Origin of the sequence: Micromonospora sp. S-DT3-3-22, from assembly GCF_015354745.1 — a bacterium.
In the GTDB taxonomy this organism is placed as follows: Bacteria; Actinomycetota; Actinomycetes; order Mycobacteriales; family Micromonosporaceae; genus Micromonospora; species Micromonospora wenchangensis.
The window spans coordinates 16,987-36,346 of sequence record NZ_JACGMO010000040.1; the positions used below are offsets into that span (position 1 = coordinate 16,987).

Annotated in this window: 14 protein-coding genes; 9 read left to right on the forward strand and 5 right to left on the reverse strand. The window is 73.8% G+C overall.

Annotation, left to right across the window (positions count from 1 at the left end):
* The first annotated feature begins 20 nt into the window (after positions 1–20).
* Genes dxr through ispG form a run of 3 tightly spaced genes read left to right on the forward strand, consistent with a single transcriptional unit; the run spans position 21 to position 3,655 of the window.
* Positions 21–1,232 carry a 1-deoxy-D-xylulose-5-phosphate reductoisomerase gene (dxr, locus tag H1A17_RS14125; protein WP_194822047.1) on the forward strand — a complete coding sequence of 404 codons (1,212 nt, stop codon included), beginning with the start codon at positions 21–23 and terminating at the stop codon, positions 1,230–1,232.
* Entirely contained in the window at positions 1,232–2,473 is a 1,242-nt protein-coding gene (locus H1A17_RS14130) for an RIP metalloprotease (protein ID WP_194822048.1), read from the forward strand. The genes dxr and H1A17_RS14130 overlap by 1 nt, the downstream gene beginning before the upstream one ends.
* Before the next feature lie 9 nt (positions 2,474–2,482).
* Complete coding sequence (gene ispG / locus H1A17_RS14135; RefSeq protein ID WP_088645534.1) at positions 2,483–3,655, forward strand: flavodoxin-dependent (E)-4-hydroxy-3-methylbut-2-enyl-diphosphate synthase; 1,173 nt, start codon at positions 2,483–2,485, stop codon at positions 3,653–3,655.
* 160 nt (positions 3,656–3,815) lie between these two features.
* On the opposite strand, the gene H1A17_RS14140 is transcribed toward ispG, so the two are convergent.
* Positions 3,816–4,394, reverse strand: a complete 579-nt coding sequence (locus tag H1A17_RS14140) for a PadR family transcriptional regulator (protein WP_145918391.1) — start codon at positions 4,392–4,394, stop codon at positions 3,816–3,818.
* 129 nt (positions 4,395–4,523) lie between these two features.
* On the opposite strand from H1A17_RS14140, the gene H1A17_RS14145 reads away from it, so the two are divergent.
* Both H1A17_RS14145 and H1A17_RS14150 read left to right on the forward strand, forming a co-directional pair.
* Complete coding sequence (locus tag H1A17_RS14145) at positions 4,524–5,363, forward strand: DUF4081 domain-containing GNAT family N-acetyltransferase (RefSeq protein WP_145918392.1); 840 nt, start codon at positions 4,524–4,526, stop codon at positions 5,361–5,363.
* Between the two features lie 373 nt (positions 5,364–5,736).
* Positions 5,737–9,309: an ATP-binding cassette domain-containing protein gene (locus tag H1A17_RS14150; protein WP_145918393.1), complete on the forward strand. Its 3,573-nt coding sequence runs from the start codon at positions 5,737–5,739 to the stop codon at positions 9,307–9,309.
* A gap of 143 nt (positions 9,310–9,452) precedes the next feature.
* Here the strand turns inward: H1A17_RS14150 and H1A17_RS14155 are convergent, their stop codons facing one another.
* The 4 genes from H1A17_RS14155 to H1A17_RS14170 all read right to left on the reverse strand — a co-directional run bounded on the left by H1A17_RS14155 (position 9,453) and on the right by H1A17_RS14170 (position 13,822).
* Positions 9,453–10,520 carry an NADH:flavin oxidoreductase/NADH oxidase gene (locus H1A17_RS14155; RefSeq protein WP_194822049.1) on the reverse strand — a complete coding sequence of 356 codons (1,068 nt, stop codon included), beginning with the start codon at positions 10,518–10,520 and terminating at the stop codon, positions 9,453–9,455.
* 134 nt (positions 10,521–10,654) lie between these two features.
* Positions 10,655–11,956, reverse strand: a complete 1,302-nt coding sequence (locus tag H1A17_RS14160) for a dicarboxylate/amino acid:cation symporter (RefSeq protein ID WP_194822061.1) — start codon at positions 11,954–11,956, stop codon at positions 10,655–10,657.
* Between the two features lie 206 nt (positions 11,957–12,162).
* Positions 12,163–12,864: a DUF998 domain-containing protein gene (locus tag H1A17_RS14165; protein ID WP_194822050.1), complete on the reverse strand. Its 702-nt coding sequence runs from the start codon at positions 12,862–12,864 to the stop codon at positions 12,163–12,165.
* On the reverse strand, positions 12,857–13,822 hold the full coding sequence (locus H1A17_RS14170) for a glutathione S-transferase family protein (RefSeq protein ID WP_194822051.1): 966 nt from the start codon (positions 13,820–13,822) through the stop codon (positions 12,857–12,859). The genes H1A17_RS14165 and H1A17_RS14170 overlap by 8 nt, the downstream gene beginning before the upstream one ends.
* Positions 13,823–13,980: 158 nt before the next feature.
* Here H1A17_RS14170 and pcaF point away from each other — a divergent pair, with 158 nt between their 5' ends.
* The 4 genes from pcaF (at position 13,981) to H1A17_RS14190 (ending at position 19,078) form a co-directional block, all read left to right on the forward strand.
* Complete coding sequence (gene pcaF / locus H1A17_RS14175) at positions 13,981–15,186, forward strand: 3-oxoadipyl-CoA thiolase (protein ID WP_145918398.1); 1,206 nt, start codon at positions 13,981–13,983, stop codon at positions 15,184–15,186.
* Between the two features lie 279 nt (positions 15,187–15,465).
* A complete protein-coding gene (locus H1A17_RS14180) occupies positions 15,466–16,284 on the forward strand; it encodes an SAM-dependent methyltransferase (RefSeq protein ID WP_145918399.1) in 819 nt (272 codons plus the stop codon).
* Between the two features lie 7 nt (positions 16,285–16,291).
* Complete coding sequence (locus H1A17_RS14185; RefSeq protein WP_194822052.1) at positions 16,292–18,457, forward strand: bifunctional diguanylate cyclase/phosphodiesterase; 2,166 nt, start codon at positions 16,292–16,294, stop codon at positions 18,455–18,457.
* Between the two features lie 120 nt (positions 18,458–18,577).
* Positions 18,578–19,078: a DUF456 domain-containing protein gene (locus tag H1A17_RS14190; protein WP_194822053.1), complete on the forward strand. Its 501-nt coding sequence runs from the start codon at positions 18,578–18,580 to the stop codon at positions 19,076–19,078.
* Positions 19,079–19,360: the final 282 nt, after the last annotated feature.

Below are 19,360 nucleotides of genomic sequence, written 5' to 3' on the forward strand. Positions count from 1 at the left end.
GTACGGGGCAGAATGGCCGCGTGACAACTCCCCGCGACCTAGTCCTGCTCGGCTCCACCGGTTCGATCGGCACCCAGGCGATCGACATCGTCAGGCGCAACCCCGACCGGTTCCGGGTGGTGGGGCTCGGTGCCGGTGGCGGCAACGTCGAACTGCTCGCCCGGCAGGCCCTCGAACTGGGCGTGGACGCGGTCGGGGTGGCGAAGGCGTCCGCCGCGCAGGACCTCCAGCTCGCCTTCTATGCCGAGGCGAGCCGGCGCGGCTGGGCCACCGGGGAATTCAAGCTACCGAAGATCATCGCCGGGCCGGACGCCATGACGGAGCTGGCGCAGTGGCCCTGCGACGTGGTCCTCAACGGGGTGGTCGGGTCGCTCGGGCTCGCGCCGACGCTGGCCGCGCTGCGCGCTGGTCGTACCCTCGCTTTGGCCAACAAGGAGTCGTTGGTGGCCGGCGGCCCGCTGGTCAGGGCCGCGGTGACGCGGCCGGGGCAGATCGTGCCTGTCGACTCGGAGCATTCGGCGCTGGCCCAGTGCCTGCGTGGCGGCACCCGGGGCGAGGTACGGCGGCTGGTCGTCACGGCCAGCGGCGGACCGTTCCGGGGGCGGCGGCGCGACGAGCTGACCGATGTCACCCCGGAACAGGCGCTCGCCCACCCGACGTGGAACATGGGACCGGTCGTCACGATCAACTCGGCCACCATGGTCAACAAGGCGCTGGAGGTGATCGAGGCGCATGAGCTGTTCGACGTGCCCTACGCCGACATCACCGTGATGGTGCACCCGCAGTCGGTGATCCACTCGATGGTCGAGTTCGTCGACGGCTCCACCCTGGCCCAGGCGAGCCCGCCGGACATGCGGCTGCCCATCGCGCTCGGCATCGGCTGGCCCGACCGGGTGCCCGACGCCGCCACCGCCGTCGACTGGACCACCGCCCACACCTGGGAGTTCGCCCCGCTCGACGACGAGGCGTTCCCGGCGGTGGCGCTGGCCAAGGCGGCCGGCATGGCGGGCCGCTGCCGCCCGGCGGTCTACAACGCGGCCAACGAGGAGTGTGTGGCGGCGTTCGTCGCCGGACGGCTGCCGTTCCTCGGCATCGTCGACACCCTCGGGCGGGTGTTGGAGGAGGCCCCCGATTTCGGTGAACCAGGTACCGTCGAGGACGTGCTCGCCGCCGAATCGTGGGCGCGCGCGCACGCGCAGGAGATCATCTCGGGGTCGGGGAAGGAAGCCTGATGCTCTATCTGCTCGGGGTGGTGGTGATCGCCCTGGCGATCCTCATCTCGGTGAGCCTGCACGAGGCCGGTCACATGTTGACCGCCAAGGCGTTCGGCATGAAGGTCACCCGGTACTTCGTCGGCTTCGGGCCGACCATCTGGTCGTTCCGGCGCGGCGAGACGGAGTACGGCCTCAAGGCCATCCCGCTCGGCGGCTTCTGCAAGATCGTCGGGATGACGCCGCAGGACGACGACGTCGAGCCGGGCGACGAGCAGCGGGCCATGTGGCGCTACCCGGTCTGGAAGCGGACGATCGTGATGTCCGCCGGCTCGGTCACCCACTTCGCGCTGGCCGTCATCGCGATCTGGCTCGCCGCCATGTTCATGGGCCTGCCCAACAAGGACCTGCCCAACCCGCTCCCGGCGCACGTCAAGATCGTCGAGTGCGTCATCCCCACCGACGCGGTCCGCGAGTGCGCCCCGGGTGACCCGGTCAGCCCCGCCAAGCAGGCCGGGCTGCGCGACGACGACAAGATCGTCGCGGTGAACGGCATCGCCGTCCCCGACTACGCCGCGCTGGTCAAGACCGTCCGTGAGCTGCCCCCGGGCCAGCCGGCGACGATCAGCTACGAGCGCGACGGGGTCGCCGGCCAGGTCCGGGCCGACCTCGCCGCCGTGCAGCGCAAGCCGCTCGACGACCCGAACGGCGCCCCGGTCACCGTCTCCGCCCTCGGCGTCGCCGGCCCGATGCTCCCGCCCGGCCTCCCGGCGAACGTCACCTACGGCCCCGTCGAGGCCATCCCGGCCACCGCCGGCTACACCAAGGACCTGGCCGTCGGCACCTACGAGGCGCTCAAGCGCATCCCCGACAAGGTGCCCGCCCTGTGGACGGCCGTAACCGGCGGCGAACGGGACAAGGACACCCCGATCAGCGTCGTCGGCGCGAGCCGGCTCGGCGGCGAGGCACTGGAGAACGGCGTCTGGCAGCTGCTGGTCCTGCTGTTCATCTCGCTGAACTTCTTCGTCGGCGTGTTCAACCTGCTGCCGCTGCTGCCCCTGGACGGCGGCCACATCGCCATCGCCTGGTTCGAACGGGCCCGCTCCTGGCTCTACGCCCGGATCGGCCGGCGCGACCCGGGCCGGGTCGACTACCTCAAGCTGATGCCCATCACGTACGCGGTGATCCTCATCGGTGGCGCGTTCACGCTGCTCACCGCCACCGCGGACATCGTCAACCCCATCACGCTCTTCACAAGGTGAGTGCCTGAAGTGACCGCTGTCAGTCTCGGTATGCCCGCCGTACCGCCCCCGCCGCTCGCCCCACGCCGGGCCAGCCGCCAGATCATGGTCGGTTCGGTGCCGGTCGGTGGCGGCGCTCCGGTCTCGGTGCAGTCGATGACCACCACCCTCACCTCCGACGTCAACGCCACCCTCCAGCAGATCGCCGAGCTGACCGCGTCCGGCTGCCAGATCGTCCGGGTCGCCGTGCCCAGCCAGGACGACGTGGAGGCGCTGCCGGCGATCGCGAAGAAGTCGCAGATCCCGGTGATCGCCGACATCCACTTCCAGCCGAAGTACGTCTTCGCCGCGATCGACGCCGGCTGCGCCGCCGTCCGGGTCAACCCGGGCAACATCCGCCAGTTCGACGACAAGGTCAGGGAGATCGCGGCAGCGGCCTCCGCCGCCGGTACGCCGATCCGGATCGGTGTCAACGCCGGGTCGCTGGACAAGCGGCTGCTCACCAAGTACGGCAAAGCCACCGCCGAGGCGCTTGTCGAGTCGGCGCTGTGGGAGTGCTCGCTGTTCGAGGAGCACGGCTTCCGGGACATCAAGATCTCGGTCAAGCACAACGACCCGGTGGTGATGATCCGGGCGTACCGGCAGCTCGCCGAGCAGTGCGACTACCCGCTGCACCTGGGGGTGACCGAGGCCGGGCCGGCGTTCCAGGGCACCATCAAGTCGGCCGTCGCCTTCGGGGCGCTGCTGGCCGAGGGGATCGGCGACACGATCCGGGTGTCGCTGTCCGCCCCGCCGGTCGAGGAGATCAAGGTCGGCAACCAGATCCTGGAGTCGCTGGGCCTGCGCGAGCGCGGCCTGGAGATCGTCTCCTGCCCGTCCTGCGGGCGGGCCCAGGTGGACGTCTACAAGCTGGCCGAGGAGGTCACCGCCGGCCTGGAGGGGCTGCCCGTGCCGCTGCGGGTCGCCGTGATGGGCTGCGTGGTGAACGGGCCGGGTGAGGCCCGCGAGGCCGACCTCGGGGTCGCCTCCGGCAACGGCAAGGGGCAGATCTTCGTCAAGGGGCAGGTCGTCAAGACCGTCCCCGAGGGGCGGATCGTCGAGACGCTGATCGAGGAGGCGCTGCGGATCGCCGACGAGATGGGCGCGGAGATCCCCGAGGAACTGCGCGACCTGGTCCCCGGCCCCACCGTCACCGTGCACTGATCCACCGTCGGAAAGGGCGGCCCTCCCGGTGGGGAGGGCCGCCCTTTTTCTCGTACGGGGGTGACCGTCGCCGGGTCGTCGTGGTCCGGGCCGGCCGGCGGGTCCGCCGTGCCGGACCCGGACCACGAGGGTCGCCGGGATACCGGGGCGTGCCCGGTGGTCACTCGGATTCGGCGAGGATCGCGTACAGCTTGCGGCGGGTCTCGTCGAGCACCTGGGCGGCGCGTTCCCGCTGGTCGTCGGTGCCGGTCATCATCACCTGGCGCAGCGCGTGCATGGCCTGCGCGCCCGCGTCGCGGATGTCGTGCCAGCTGTTGACGGTGTCCTCGGCGAAGTCGGCCCAGGGCGGGGTCTGCGCGGCCGTGGTGGCCTCCTCCCGCCCGGCGTCGGTCAGGTCGAACCGCTTGCGCCCGCCGCCGGCCGGATCGGTGCTGGCGGCGATGACGCCCTCGTCCTCCAGCAGTTGCAGGGTCGGGTAGATCGACCCCGGGCTGGGTCGCCAGGCCCCGCCGGTGCGGGAGTCGATCTCCTGGATCATCTCGTAGCCGTGCATCGGCCGCTCGGTGAGCAGGGCCAGCACGGCGGCCCGGACGTTGGGCCGGCGTCCCCGGCCCCGCCCGCGCCCACCCCGGCCGCCGCCCCAACCCCCGTGCCCGTGCGGGCCGGGTGGTACGGGCGGGAAGCCGAAGCCGCGCTGTCGGGCCTCCTGTAGTGCGTGGATCCGACGGTGGAATCCCATCGTGTCGTCCCTTCGTTGTGCTGTCGCTGATGCATCAACGATATATCGGCAATGTGTTGGCGACAAGTCCTCTGGCGGCTGTGCCGGTCGCCCGGCGAACCACCGCCCGGATCTGGCAGGCTGGTAAGCGTGCTGACGGTGCCGGTACGCCAACTGGGAGAGTCGGAGCGGCGCGCCGTCGAGCGGCTGCTCGACCTCGACCCGTTCGCGGGCGCGCAGGTCGCCGAGCGGGTATCCGCCCGGGGCCTGGCCTGGTGGCGGGCCGAAGGCCGCATCCTCGGCTACGGCACCCGCCGCAACCTGGAGTCGATCTGCTGGCTCGGCGGCAACCTCACCCCGATCCTCGCCACCGACTCCGCCGTCGCCGCCTTCGCCGAGCAACTCTCCGCCGAGGAACGGCTCTGCTCCTCCATCGTCGGACGGGCCGACGCGGTACTCGGCCTCTGGGACCGGCTCGCCGACCACTGGGGGCCGGCCCGCGACATCCGCCCCAACCAGCCGCTGCTCGCCACCGACGCCCCGCCCCGCATCCCGGTCGACCCCGAGGTGCGCCGGGTCCGCCCCGACGAGGTGCACCGGCTCTTCCCCGCCGCGGTCGCCATGTACGCCGAGGAGGTCGGCGTCTCACCGCTGGCCGACGACGGCGGCCGGGCCTACCGACGGCGGGTGGAGGACCTGGTCCGGGCCGGCCGGGCGTACGCCCGCATGGTCGACGGGGAGGTCGTGTTCAAGGCCGAACTCGCGGTGGTGACCCGCCGGACCGCCCAGATCCAGGGCGTCTGGGTGGCCCCCTCGTGGCGCGGACGCGGGATCGCCAGCGCCGCGATGGCCGCCGTCGTCCGCGACGCGCTGCTCCGGGTCGCCCCCACGGTCAGCCTCTACGTCAACGACTTCAACCGCCCCGCCCGCCGGGTCTACGAACGCTGCGGCTTCCACCGCGTAGGCACCCTCGCCACCATCCTCTTCTGACCGCTCCGGCACTCCCGCCACCCCGGCGCCCCACCCACTCGCCCCCGCCACGGCCGCCCCCGCCCCGCCGGTCACCGCGCCCTGCCCGTCGGTGGCCGCCTCGCCCCGGTGATCAAGAGGTTTGAGTCAGTTGATCAAGAGGTTCGGGGCAGATTGAAGATCAACCTTGACGTAAACCTCTTGATCACCGGGGCAGGGCGGAGTGGGGCGGAGTGGGGCCGGGACGGGAGGGGCGGGGGTAGGGCGGGCGGGGGACAGGGTGGGGGACAGGGTGGGGGAGTTGGGTGGGGGGTGGTGGTAAATGCGTTGAGGGGAGGGGGGCGGGGGGTCAGGCTGTGGGGTACCGCCACCCCGAGTCCCGGAGGGAATCTCCATGCGCCTGCTCCGTGATCTCTGGGCGTCCGCGCCGCGCCGCGTGACGGTCGTGATCGTCCTCGTCGTCCTCGGTGCCGCCGGTCAGGCCGCCGCCTCGGCGGTCGCCGGCCCGGTGCTGGTGCACCGCTCGCCCGGGTGGTTCGCCGCCCTGGTCGTCGCGCTGGTCGTCGCCGTCTTCGGCGAGTTGGTGATCGCGCTGCTGATGGCGGGCATCACCGCCGACTGGTCCGCCGACGTGCGTCGCCGGCTCTGCCGGGTCGCCCTCGGGCAGGATCTGCCCACCCTGGAGGGCACCCCGGTCGGCGAACTGCTCGACCGGATCGACAACGACGTCTACCAGGTCGCCTCCGAGCTGCGGAACACCGGCGTACGGCTGGTCCAGGGGTTGGTGCTCTGCCTGCTCGCCACCGTCAGCGCGCTGTTCGTCTGGTGGCCGGCCGGGGTGGCGATGCTGCTGCTCACCGCGCTGCTCGTCGTGCTGCTGCGCCGTCCCACCGCCGCCATCGCCCCGGCCCGGATGTCCGAGGAGGAGGCATGGTCGGACCTGGCCGCGGTGATGGAGGAGGCGGTGCACGGCCAGGACGACGTCCGTACCAGTCTCGCCCAGCCGTACGTGCTGCGGTTGTACGCCCGGCGGGCCGCCGAGGTGCTGTCCCGCTGCCGCCGGGTCTTCCTGATGTCGGCGCGGGTCACCGCCTTCGCCGCCGGCACCATCCGGGTCGGGATCGCCGGGGTGGTGCTCGCCGGGGCCTGGGCGTTGACCACCGGCCGGGTCGACGGGGCCCGGTTGACCGCGATCTGGCTGCTCGCGTTGAGCTTCGGCGCGACCGTCGAACACCTCGCCCGCTGGGTGCCGCACCTGCAGTACGCGCTCGGCGCCTGGGCCCGGGTCCTGCTGCTCTCCGACGCCCGGCAGGAACCCTCCGGCGGGGTCACCCCCACCGAAGGCGACCTGACCCTGCGCGGGCTCACCTTCCGCTACCCGGCCACCGGCGAGGACGAGCGGGCGCCCGCGCTGCGCGACGTCCGGCTCAGCTTCGTCCGGGGCCGGTCGTACGCGCTGGTGGGGCGGACCGGGTCAGGCAAGTCGACGCTGGCCAAGGTGCTCACCCGGGCGGTCGAGGTGCCGCGCGGGACCGTGCTGCTCGGCGACACCGACCTGTGTGACCTGGACGTCGAGGAGCTGCGCCGGTGGGTCGCGGTGGTGCCGCAGCGTACCGAGATCCTCGCCGGCACCCTCGCCGAGAATGTCGCCCTGTTCGACCCGGACCTGCTCGACGACGCGCCCCGGGCGCTGGCCGAGCTGGGGCTCACCGGGTGGGTCGCGGAGCTGCCCGACGGCATCCGCACCCGGCTGGGCGAGGGCGGCCACGTGCTCTCCGCCGGCCAGGAACAGCTGGTGGCGTTCGCCCGCATCCTGGTGCGGGACCCGCACGTGGTGATCCTCGACGAGGCCACCGCACGGTTGGACCCGGTCACCGAGACCCGGGTACGCGAGGCGACCGAACGCCTGCTCACCGACCGGATCGGCATCATCATCGCGCACCGGCTGTCGTCGGTGCGGCGCTGCGACGAGGTGGTGGTGATGGCCGACGGGGCGGTCCTGGAGGCCGGCCCGCTGCGGTCCTCGGCCCGCTTCGCCGAGCTGCTCGCCACCAGCCACGCCGCCGCGTACACCCCGGTCGGTGCGGGCCGGTCCGGCAGCCGGGGCGGCGTGGACCTGCTCGACGGGCCGGCCACCGCCTGGCCGGACGCCGCCGCGACACCCCCGGCCGGGGCGGCCGTCGACAAGCCGGGCGTCGCCGGGTCGGGTCGGGCCGTCGCCGTTGAGGGGAGCGGGACGACCGGGCGGGCGGCGGTGGCCGTACCGAAGGGGGACCCGCCGCCGCTGCCGCCGCTGCCGCCCGCGCGGACCATGCGGGAGATCCTGCGCCTGGGCCTGAACGACCCGCGCCTCGGCCTGCTGTCGGTCGCGCTGTTCATGGTGATCACCGTGCTCGGCCTCGACGGCACGGTGCTGCCCTGGCTGTGGGCGGACGTCGTCGACGGCGGCGACCCGTGGCTGCCGGCGCTCGGCATCGCCGCCGCGCTGGTGGTGGTGCTGCCGCTGCCCTACTGGACGAACCTGCGGTTCCCCCAGTGGTGGGTACGGCAGATGCTGCGGATGAGCCTGCGGCTGGTGCACGGTCAGACCGGCCCGCGCCGCACCAGCCGGCACACCCCGGCCGAGGTGGTGGCGCAGAGCGGGGACACCGAACGGGTCGTGCAGCTCGCCGACAACCTGATGGACCAGTTCATCGCCCTGGTGACGATGGTGACCATGACGCTGATCACGGGCAGCCTCGTGCCGGCGCTGTTCTTCCTGGGCACGATGGCCGTGTCCGGGCTCGCCGCCACCCTGTTCGGCCCCCGGTTGGAACGCTCCGCCCGGGACACGGTGGCCGCCCGCGCCGCCTTCGCCACCGCGCTGGTCTCCTCGCTGTCGGCGGCCCGGACGGTCAAGCTCGCCGGGGCGACCCGGCCGGTGCTCGACCACCTCTCCGCGTTGGACCTGGTGCGCAGCGACAGGCAGCGGCGGGAGATCGCCGCGCAGGTGTGGGCCCGCTCCACCCCCTCGGTGGCCAGCGGTCTGCTGCCGATCGCGGCGTGGGCGCTCTACCTGGCCGGCGGGCTCTCCGCCGGTGCCACCCTGGTCGCCGTCTCCACCCTCGGGGCGGCCCGCTGGTTCGCCTGGACCACCGCGTCCCTGGTCTCGCAGTACCCGTCGGCGCGGGTGTGGACCCGGCGGACGGCGGCGATGGCCGGGATCGGGGCGTACTCGGCGGAGGTGCCGGGGGTGGACCTCGCCGCCGGCACCGCCCCCGCGCCGGAGCCGCCGCCGCGCCGGCCGCTGCGTCGCCTCGAACTGGTCGGCTTCGGGGCGCTGCACTCCGACGGCACCCTCGCCGTGCGGGACGTCGACCTGACCGTCGACCGGGGGCAACTGGTGCTGGTGGTGGGGCCGGTCGGCTCCGGCAAGTCCTCGCTGCTGCGGGCGCTGGCCGGGATCGTGCACCACGTCGGCGAGCTGCGCTGGAACGGCGAGCCGGTGACCGAGCCGGAGCTGTTCCTGCGCCCCCAGCAGGTCGGCTACGTCGGTCAGCTGCCCCGGGTGCTCTCCGGCACGGTCGCCGACAACATCGCCCTCGGGCACGACGTGGACGCCGCCGGGGCGGTGACCACCGCCCAGCTGGAGCACGACCTGGCGGGCGGCGGCGGGCTGGGGCTGCTGATCGGGCACAAGGGCACCCGGCTGTCCGGCGGGCAGTTGCAGCGGCTGGCGCTGGCCCGGGCGCTCGCCCCGCGTACCGAACTGCTGGTCGCCGACGACGTCTCCTCCGCGCTGGACGTCACCACCGAGCTGGCGCTCTGGGCGGCGTTGCGGGAGCACGGGGTGACCGTGGTCGGCTCCACCTCGAAACGGGCGGCGCTGGTCCGCGCCGACCACGTGGTGGTGCTGGTCGACGGCACGGTCGCCGCCCAGGGCGGGTGGCGGGAACTGGAGGACGACTGGGGTCACCTGGCCGGCTGACCAGGCCCCCCACGCCCCGCTCCCGCCGCCTCGCGCCGGGCCGGGCGGCATGGGGGACGCGCCGGGTCGGGCGGGATCGGGGAGAGTTGTTGTCGCTGGAGCGACAACAACTCTCCCCACAGCGGTCGCCGCAGGCCGGCCGGTCAGAAGGCGCGGGCGTACTGGTCGGGCCAGTCGGGGGTGGCACCGAGCTTCGCGGCGGCCCGGCGCGGCCAGTACGGGTCGCGGAGCAGCTCCCGGCCGAGCAGCACCAGGTCGGCCTCACCGGCCGCGACGATCTGCTCGGCCTGCTCCGGTTCGACGATCAGGCCGACCGCGCCCGTCGGCACGCCCGCCTCGCGGCGGATCCGCGCGGCCAGCGGCACCTGGTAGCCGGGCCCGACCGGGATGGCCGCCCCGGTCGACGCCCCGCCGGAGGAGGCGTCCACCAGGTCGACGCCGGTCGCGGCCAGCTCGGCGGCGAGGGCGACGCTGTCGTCGACCGTCCAGCCGCCGTCGACCCAGTCGGTGGCGGAGATCCGGGTGAGTACCGGCACCTGCTCGCCGACGGCGGCGCGGACCGCGCGGGCCACCTCCAGGGTGAGCCGCATCCGGGCGGCCCGGTCGCCGCCGTAGCCGTCGGTGCGGTGGTTGGTCAGCGGGGACAGGAACTCGTGCAGCAGATAACCGTGCGCGGCGTGGATCTCCACGGCCGCGAAGCCGGCGTCGAGGGCCCGGCCGGCGGCGGTGGCGAACGCGGACACCACCCCGGTGATCCCGGCGGAGTCCAACGCGGCCGGCTGCCGGTAGTCGGGCAGGAACGGCTCGGCTCCGGGGCCGACGGGCGTCCAGCCGCCCTCTGCGTCGGGCACCCCGCCGCGCCCGGACGCCCACGGCCGGTAGGTGCTGGCCTTGAACCCGGCGTGGGCGAGCTGCACGGCGGGCACCGCCCCCTGGCTGGCGACGAACGCGGTGACCGGCCGCCACGCGTCGACGTGCGCGTCGGACCAGATGCCGGTGTCCTGGGGGCTGATCCGTCCCTCGGGGACGACCGCGGTGGCCTCGGTGACGACCAGGCCGGCACCGCCGACGGCCCGGGAGCCGAGGTGCACCCGGTGCCAGTCGGTGGGCAGCCCGTCCGGGCCGGCGCTGTACTGGCACATCGGCGCGAGGGCGATCCGGTTGGGCAGGGTGACGCCGCGCAGGGCGAGCGGGGTGAACAGGGCACTCATGCGAGTGATCCTCCGGTACGGGCGGATGGCGGCGAAGGACGGGTCAGGGGCGGGGCGGGTGGCGTCGACGGGAAGGAACCCGGCCGGGATGCGGTCCCGGTGGCTGCCGCGAGCGGGACCGCATCCCGTCGGCGTCAGGCGGGTGCCGGCGTCAGGTCGTCGGTGCGGGCCGGCCGGTCGGTGGTCTCGTCGGCGTCGGTCAGGTCGCGCCGGCCGGCGTTGGCGTAGGCGTCGCGGTCCAGGATGCCCTCGCGGGCCGCCACGATGGTCGGCACGACGGCCTGCCCGGCCACGTTGGTGGCGGTGCGGATCATGTCCAGGATCGGGTCGATCGCCAGCAGCAGGCCGGCGCCGGCCAGCGGCAGGCCCAACGTGCTCAGGGTCAGGGTCAGCATCACGATCGCGCCGGTCAGGCCGGCGGTGGCGGCCGAACCGACCACCGAGACGAAGGCGATCAGCAGGTAGTCGCCGACGCCGAGGTCCACCCCGAAGACCTGCGCCACGAAGATCGCGGCGAGCGCCGGGTAGATCGCGGCGCAGCCGTCCATCTTGGTGGTGGCCCCGAACGGCACCGCGAAGGAGGCGTACTCGCGGGGGACGCCGAGCCGCTCGACGGAGCGCTGGGTCACCGGCATGGTGCCCACCGAGGAACGGGAGACGAACGCCAGCTCGATCGCCGGCCAGGCACCGGCGAAGAAGCGCAGCGGGTTGAGCCGGCCGGCGGTGACCAGCAGCAGCGGGTAGACCACGAACAGGACGACGGCGCAGCCGACGTAGACGGCGGTGGTGAACTTCGCCAGCGGGGCCAGCAGGTCCCAGCCGTACGAGGCGACGGCGTGACCGATCAACCCGAGGGTGCCGATCGGGGTGAGCCGGATCACCCACCACAACGCCTTCTGCACGATGGCCAGCACCGCGCGGTTGACCTCGACGAACGGTTCGGCGGCTGCGCCGACCAGCAGCGCGGCGGCCCCGACCACCAGGGCGAGGAAGACGATCTGGAGCACGTTGCCCTCGACGAACGCGCCGACCGGGTTGGTCGGCACGATGCCGGTGAGGAAGTCCGTCCACGAACCGGTGGTCTTCGGCGCGGTGGCACCGCCGACGTCCAGGCTCACCCCCCGGCCCGGGTCGGTGAGCAGGCCGATGCCGATGCCGAGGCTCACCGCGATCAGCGCGGTGACGCCGAACCAGAGCAGCGTCTTCAGCGCCAGCCGGGCGGCGTTGGCCACCCCGCGCAGGCTGACCACGCTGACCACGATCGCGGTGAAGACCAGCGGTGGGACGGCCAGCTTGAGCAGCTGGACGAAGAGCCCGCCGACGGTGTCGAGGGTGCCGGCCAGCCAGCTCAGGTCGCCCTCGCGGGCGAGGAAGCCCAGCGCCACGCCGAGCACGAGGCCGAGCAGGATCTGGGCGGAGAAGGGGAACTTGCGCAGGGTGGAAGCCATCAGGATGCGTCCAAGGTCGGTAGGGGTCGGTCGGCGGGCGGCGTCAGGAGCGCGGCTGCGCCGGACAGACTCCACTGGCCTGGCGTCGGAGATCGACGTACAGGCGCACGGTGAGGTGCCAGACATTGGTCATCGCCTGTCGACGCTACTCCCGGTCGACCGCCAGCTGGAAGGAGCGCTCGGGGTGAGGCTCCTTACACGGAGGTTGTCGACCCGGTGACCCGTTCGTCACGTTCGACGTGCTCACGCGTGCGGGGCACGACCCGGTCGTGCGGTCCGGGAGCGGCCGGCCGGTGCCGGGCCAGCAGCAGCGCGGTGCACAGGCCCCAGCCGGCGCAGACCACCAGCAGCACCCGTTCCAGCCCGGCCACCAGGTCGCCCCGGCCCACCGTCAACAGACCCAGCGCGACCGCCCCGGCCACCGGCAACGCCACCACCCCGGCGACCCGGGCCACCCGGCGCAGCCCGGGCGTCGCCGGCCGGAGGAACCCGACCACCAGCATCGCCAGCACGGTCACCCCGGCCGCCACGATGCTCGCCCCGGCGTGCACCAGGTCGGCCGGCGTCGCCGCCTCGAACGGCGGCAGCGGGCACCCGGCGCTGCACGTCACCGCGCCGGAGAGCACGGTGCCGGCCGCGCCGGTCAGCAGCAGGCCGGCCGCGAGCCGCAGCGTCACCGGCAGCGCCGCGGCCAGCGACAGCAGCGCCGCCGCCAGGGCGAACACCCCCATCCGGTACGTCGAGGCGAAGGCGCTGTCGCTGACCCCGGTCTCGCTGACGTACCCGCGCCAGGGGCCACCCGGACCGGCCCCGACGGCGACGGTCACCGCGACCGCGCCGAGCTGTACGCAGCCGGCGGCGACCCAGCCGGCGAGCGCGCGGGCGGCGTCAGGCACGGTCGTGCGGGGTGAGCCAGCCGGAGGTGTCGGGGCCCGCCGGCACCACCCCGGTGGGATTGATCTCGCGGTGGGTGGCGTAGTAGTGCCGCTTGATGTGGTCGAAGTCCACCGTCCCGCCGAAGCCCGGGGTCTGGAACAGGTCCCGGGCGTACGCCCAGAGCACCGGCATCTCGGTCAGCTTCTGCCGGTTGCACTTGAAGTGCCCGTGGTACGCCACGTCGAAGCGGACCAGGGTGGTGAACAGCCGTACGTCCGCCTCGGTGATCGCGTCACCCATCAGGTACCGCTGCCCGGCCAGCCGCTGCGACAACGTGTCGAGCCGGGCGAACAGCGCCGCGTACGCCTCGTCGTACGCCTGCTGGGAGGTGGCGAAGCCGCACCGGTACACGCCGTTGTTGACGTCGGTGTGGATCTCGGCCATCAGCGCGTCCAGCTCCGGACGCAGCGCGACCGGGTAGAGGTCGGGGGCGTCCGGGGCGTGCAGGCGTCGCCACTCGGTGGAGAGGTCGAGGGTGAGCCGCGGGTAGTCGTTGGTGACCACCCGGCCGGTCAGCGTGTCCACCAGCGCGGGCACGGTCACCCGGCCCGTGTAGTCGGCGTCGGTGGCCAGGTACGCCTCGGAGAGGAAACCGATGCCCAGCGCCGGGTCGAAGCCGTCCGGGTCGAGGGCGAACCGCCAGCCGCGTTCGTCGCGGACCGGGTCGACCGTGCCCAGCGAGATCACCCCGTCCAGGCCGAGCAGGCCACGTACGATCATGGCCCGGTGCGCCCACGGGCAGGCCCGGCACCAGATCAGCCGGTACCGGCCGGCCTCCAGCGGCCAGCGCCCCTGGTCGTCCGGCCCGCCGCCCTCGGGCGAGGTGGAGTGCGGGGTGACCCGGCCGGTGAACCGGTTGGGCTGGCGGACGAACGCCCCGCCGCCGGAGGTCTCTGCGCTGAACTGGGCCCGGGTCATACCGCCAACCTATCCGGCCCACGCCCGCCCGACCGGGTGTGCGACCCGGCCGGGGAACGTGCGGCACGGGCGCGGATATCCTGACGGCGGGCGTCCCCCCGTGACCCGGGTGACGCCGGGACCGCCAGCCCCTTCCCACCCCCGAAGGACGTGCGTCGATGAGCGTGGCCTACCTCGTGTCCGGAGTCCGTACCCCGATCGGCCGCTACGCCGGCGCCCTCGCCGGGGTGCGCCCCGACGACCTGGCCGCCCACGTGCTGCGGGAACTGGTCGCCCGGCACCCGGCGGTGGACTGGGCCCGGGTCGACGACGTGGTGCTGGGCTGCGCCAACCAGGCCGGTGAGGACAACCGCAACGTGGCCCGGATGGCGGCGCTGCTGGCCGGCCTGCCGCAGGAGGTGCCGGGCAGTACCGTCAACCGGCTCTGCGGCTCCGGCCTGGACGCGCTGGCCACCGCCGCCCGTGCCGTGGTGGCCGGGGAGGCCGACCTGGTGCTCGCCGGTGGTGTCGAGAGCATGAGCCGGGCCCCGTTCGTCATGCCGAAGGCCGCCACGCCGTATTCGAGGGCCGCCGAGGTGTACGACACCACTCTCGGCTGGCGGCTGGTCAACCCGCTGATGGAGGCGGGGTGGGGCATCGACTCGATGCCGGAGACGGCCGAGAACGTGGCCGCCGAGTTCGGCGTCGACCGGCGCTCGCAGGACGAGTTCGCGCTGCGTTCCCAGCAGCGGGCCGCCAAGGCGCAGGCCGACGGCCGGTTCGCCGAGGAGATCGTGCCGGTGACCGTGCCGGCGGGCCGCCGCGAGACGAAGCTGGTCGAGGTCGACGAGCATCCCCGGGAGACGTCGCTTGCGAAGCTGGCCGCGCTGCCCACCCCGTTCCGGGCCGGCGGCACCGTCACCGCCGGCAACTCCTCCGGCGTCAACGACGGCGCGGTGGCCCTGCTGGTGGCGTCCGAGGCGGCGGTGGCCCGGTACGGCCTGAGCCCGCTCGCCCGGGTCAGCGGCGCGGCGGCGGCCGGCGTGCCACCCCGGATCATGGGGATCGGGCCGGTGCCGGCCACCCGCCGGCTGCTCGACCGGCTCGGGGTCGCCCTCGCCGACGTCGACGTGGTCGAGCTGAACGAGGCGTTCGCCGCGCAGGGGATCGCGGTGCTGCGGGAGTTGGGCCTGCCGGAGGACGCCGAGCACGTCAACCCGAACGGCGGGGCGATCGCCCTGGGGCATCCGCTCGGGGCCAGCGGGGCCCGGCTGGCGTTGACCGCCGCCCTGGAACTGCGCCGCCGGGGCGGCCGGCGGGCCCTGGCGACCATGTGCGTCGGCGTGGGGCAGGGCATCTCGCTGATGCTGGAGGCCGTCGACTGAACCGGCCGGCCGCTGCGCCGGCAGCCACCCGAGGACGCGCCGCGGTGGCCTGCGGTGCGCGGGTGGGCGCTCAGCGTGACCAGGGCCCGTCCGGCACGTCCGACCTGCCGGTCCGGGCACAGATCGGGCTCGGCTGATCTCCCGTACCTGGGCGGACGGGCCTAGAGTGGTCAGCACCACACGATCCGCAGGTCGGCCGGTGCGGCTCCGCGTGCCCGCGCACGCCGTCGACACCGGTGCCCTCCCGCACCGCGGCGACGAACTGGGGGCCAGGCAGAGATGCAGACGCCGGACGGACTTCCCGCCGAGATCGACCTGAGCCGGCCCAGCGCCGCCCGGGTCTACGACTACTTCCTCGGCGGCGCGCACAACTTCGAGATCGACCGGCGGCTCGCCGAGCAGATCGCCAGCATGACCCCGAACCTCGCGGCCACCATGCGCTCCGGCCGGGAGTTCCTGCGCCGGGCGGTCCGGGCGCTGCTCGACGCCGGCATCGACCAGTTCCTCGACATCGGCTCGGGCATCCCCACCGTCGGCAACGTCCACGAGGTCGCCCAGGCCGCCGACCCGCAGGCCCGGATCGTCTACGTCGACATCGACCCGGTCGCCGTGGCGCACAGCCGCGAGCTGCTCACCGGCAACGACCGGGCCGTCGCCGTGCACGCCGACCTGCGCGAGCCGAAGCTGATCCTGGACGAGGCCCGGTCCAGCGGCCTGATCGACTTCGACCGTCCGCTGGGCATCCTGCTCGCCGGGGTGGTGCACTTCGTCCCCGACGCCGACCGCCCGGCCGACATCCTCGCCACCCTGCGGGCCGCCGCCGCACCCGGCAGCTTCCTGGTCATCTCCCACTCCACCTTCGAGGACCAGCCCCAGGAGATGCTCGACGCGCAGCGGCTCTCGGCTCGCACCGACACCGAGATCACCCTGCGGTCCCGCGCCGAGATCACCGGCTTCTTCGGCGACTGGACGCTGCTTGCGCCGGGTGTGGTGCACATGCCGCTGTGGCGGCCCGACTCCCCGTCCGACGTGGACGACCACCCCGAGCGGTTCGGGGCGTTCGGCGGCGTCGCCCGGTACGACCGTCCCGCCGGCTGAGCCGACCATGTCCGCCGTTCCGGACCCCGGCGGCACCGACGCGTCCCGTCCGGGCGCGCAGGGCTACGCCGCCGACTGGGCACGGGCGGTACGCCGGCTCGGGTTCGTGCCGATGAGCACGGACGAGACCGAGCGGCTGCTGCTGGCGCACACCGTACGGCTGGCACAGGCCCTGCTCGCCGAGGAGTTCTCCGCCGCCCCGGCGGAGGAGGTGGGCCGGGCGCTGGTGGAGGCGCACCTGACCGAACCGCGCATCCTGGACTGGTCGGTACGGGCGCTCGGCGAACAGTTGCCGCAGCGGGTGCTGCCGCCGGACGACCCGCCGCCGGACCTGGCCGTCCGGGTGGCCGCGTTGCAGGGCGGGCTGGCCGCCGGGTTCGGCCGGGCGCTGCGCGACCGTACCTTCAGCCAGCAGGAGCGGATCGCCCGGTCGGCCTGGCAGGCGCGGGACTCGGTGGAGCGGGCGCTGCGCGACAGCGAGGCGCGGTTCCGGGCGGTCTTCACCGGGGCGGCCATCGGCATCGGGCTCGCCGGCATCGACGGTCAGATCATCGACGTCAACCAGTCCTTCGCCGACATGCTCGGCTACACCCCGGAGGAGTTGCGGCAGACCAACGTCGCGTCGCTGTTCCACCCCGACGACGCGGCCGGGATGTGGGAGCTGTACCAGGAGCTGATCGAGGGCAAGCACGACAGCGTCCGGGTGGAGAAGCGCTACTACCGCAAGGACGGCAGCGTCGTCCTGACCGACCTGGCCGTCTCGCTGATCCGGCACGACGACGGCCGGCCCCGGTTCACGGTCGCCATGATCGAGGACATCACCCAGCGGTACGAACTCCAGCAGCGGCTGCGGTTCCAGGCGCTGCACGACCCGCTCACCGGCCTGCCCAACCGGACGCTGTTCTTCGAGAAACTCGGTCAGGTCTTCGCCGACGCCGGGCCCGAGCAGCGGATCGGCGTCTGCTTCCTCGACCTGGACGGCTTCAAGGCGGTCAACGACAGCCTCGGTCACGACCTCGGCGACCGGCTGCTGGTCACCATCGCCCGGCGGCTTTCCGACTGTGTCATCGGTCAGGGGCACCTGGTGGCCCGGATGGGTGGTGACGAGTTCGTCATCCTGGTCAACGGCGGCGAGGGCATCGACGACGCGGTCGGTGTCGCCGAGCTGGCGCTCGCCGCGGTGGCCGCCCCGGTGCTCGTCGGCGACCACCAGCTCGCCGTCTCGGCGAGCGTCGGGGTGGTCGAGTGCCCGGCCAGCGAGACCAGCGTGTCCGAGCTGATGAAGGCCGCCGACACCACGCTGTACTGGGCCAAGGCGGAGGGCCGGGGCCGCTGGGCGGTGTACGACCCGGAGCGCAGCGCCGCCGACATCGCCCGGTCCGCGCTGGCGGCCGGCCTGCCGGCGGCCCTGGACCGGGGCGAGTTCGTGGTGCACTACCAGCCGATCGTCTCCCTGCTGGACGGCTCGATGCTCGCGGTGGAGGCGCTGGTCCGCTGGGCACACCCGGAGCGGGGTCTGGTCGGTCCGGACCGGTTCATCGGGCTGGCCGAGGAGACCGGGTTGATCGTCCGGCTCGGCGAGTGGGTGCTGCGGCAGGCGTGCCGCGACGCCCGTGCCTGGCACCGCGAGTTCCCGGAGGCCAAGCTGGTGGTCAGCGTCAACCTGGCCGCCCGGCAGGCCGACGATCCGGCCATCGTGGACACCGTCGCCAGCGCGTTGAGCCGCAGCGGCCTGCCGGCGGAGCTGTTGCAGTTGGAGCTGACCGAGAGCGCCGTGATGGGCACCGCCGGGGAGCCGTTACGGTCGTTGTACCGGTTGGCGGATCTGGGCGTACGACTGGCCATCGACGACTTCGGCACCGGCTACTCGAACCTGGCGTACCTGCGGCGGTTGCCGATCCACTGCCTGAAGCTGGCCGGCCCGTTCGTCGAGGGCATCCGGGGTGACGGCGGCGACTCCTCACCCGACCACCGGGACGAACGGATCGTCGACGCCTTGGTCCGGTTGGCGCACGCGCTGGAGTTGTCGGTGACCGCCGAGGCGGTGGAGACGGGGGAGCAGGCCGAACGGCTGCGGGCGTTGCGCTGCGACACCGGGCAGGGCCGCTGGTTCGGCCCGCCCGCCCCGGCCGACCAGATCACCGCCCGGCTGCGCGGGGAGACGACGGAGTGACCTGCTCCCGGGCGGTTCGGGGTGGGGGCCGGTCGGGTGCGGGTGGCCGGCGGGGAGGCCGGTGCTCTGGCATGGTGACGACGTGACCGGGGCGGGACCGGGCGGGGGAGAGGTGGCGGGGTGAGCCTGACCGACGGTGAGGCGGCGTTCTCGGTGATCGCGGCGATCGCGATCGTCGCCGGGTTGGCCGGGGTGGTGGTGCCCGGCCTGCCGGCGCTGCCGCTGTGCTGGGGCGGGGTGCTGCTGTGGGCGCTCTTCGGTGGCGCGGGGCCGGGGCGTTGGGCGGTGCTCGCCGCGGCCACCGTGGTCGCCGCCGGCGGTGCGGTGGTCAAGTACGCCTGGCCGGGGCGGAACCTCAAGCGCACCGGGGTACCCACGTCGTCGCTGCTCGTCGGGGGTCTGCTCGGGCTGGTCGGGTTCTTCGTCATCCCGGTGGTCGGCCTGGTGATCGGTTTCGTCGGCGGGGTGTGGGGGGCCGAACGGCTGCGGCTGGGCAGCAACCAGCTCGCCTGGCCGGCGACCGTGCAGGCGCTGAAGGCGGCCGGCCTGTCGATGCTGGTGGAGTTCCTGGCCGGCCTGGTGATCGCCGCCCTCTGGGTGGCCGGTCTCCTGTTCACCTGACCCGCCGGGCCCGCCCTCGATCGCCTCATCCGGGCCGACGACCGGCCGACAAGATCGACTCAGGTGGGCCGAAGTTGTGCTGTCCGAGCGGGGCGGATACCGCAACATCGACCCAGGCGAGTGGATCAAGGCGGGAGTGGGCGGGGCGGGACGCCCGTCGGGTACGGCACGACGCCGTACGTGAGAGAGAGGTGGGCGTCCCGCGCCGCCGTGGTGCCGGGCTCCTGCCGAGTGCCCGGCGTCGGCCCGTCGCGATCGGGCCTGGTCACGGGCTCAAGCATG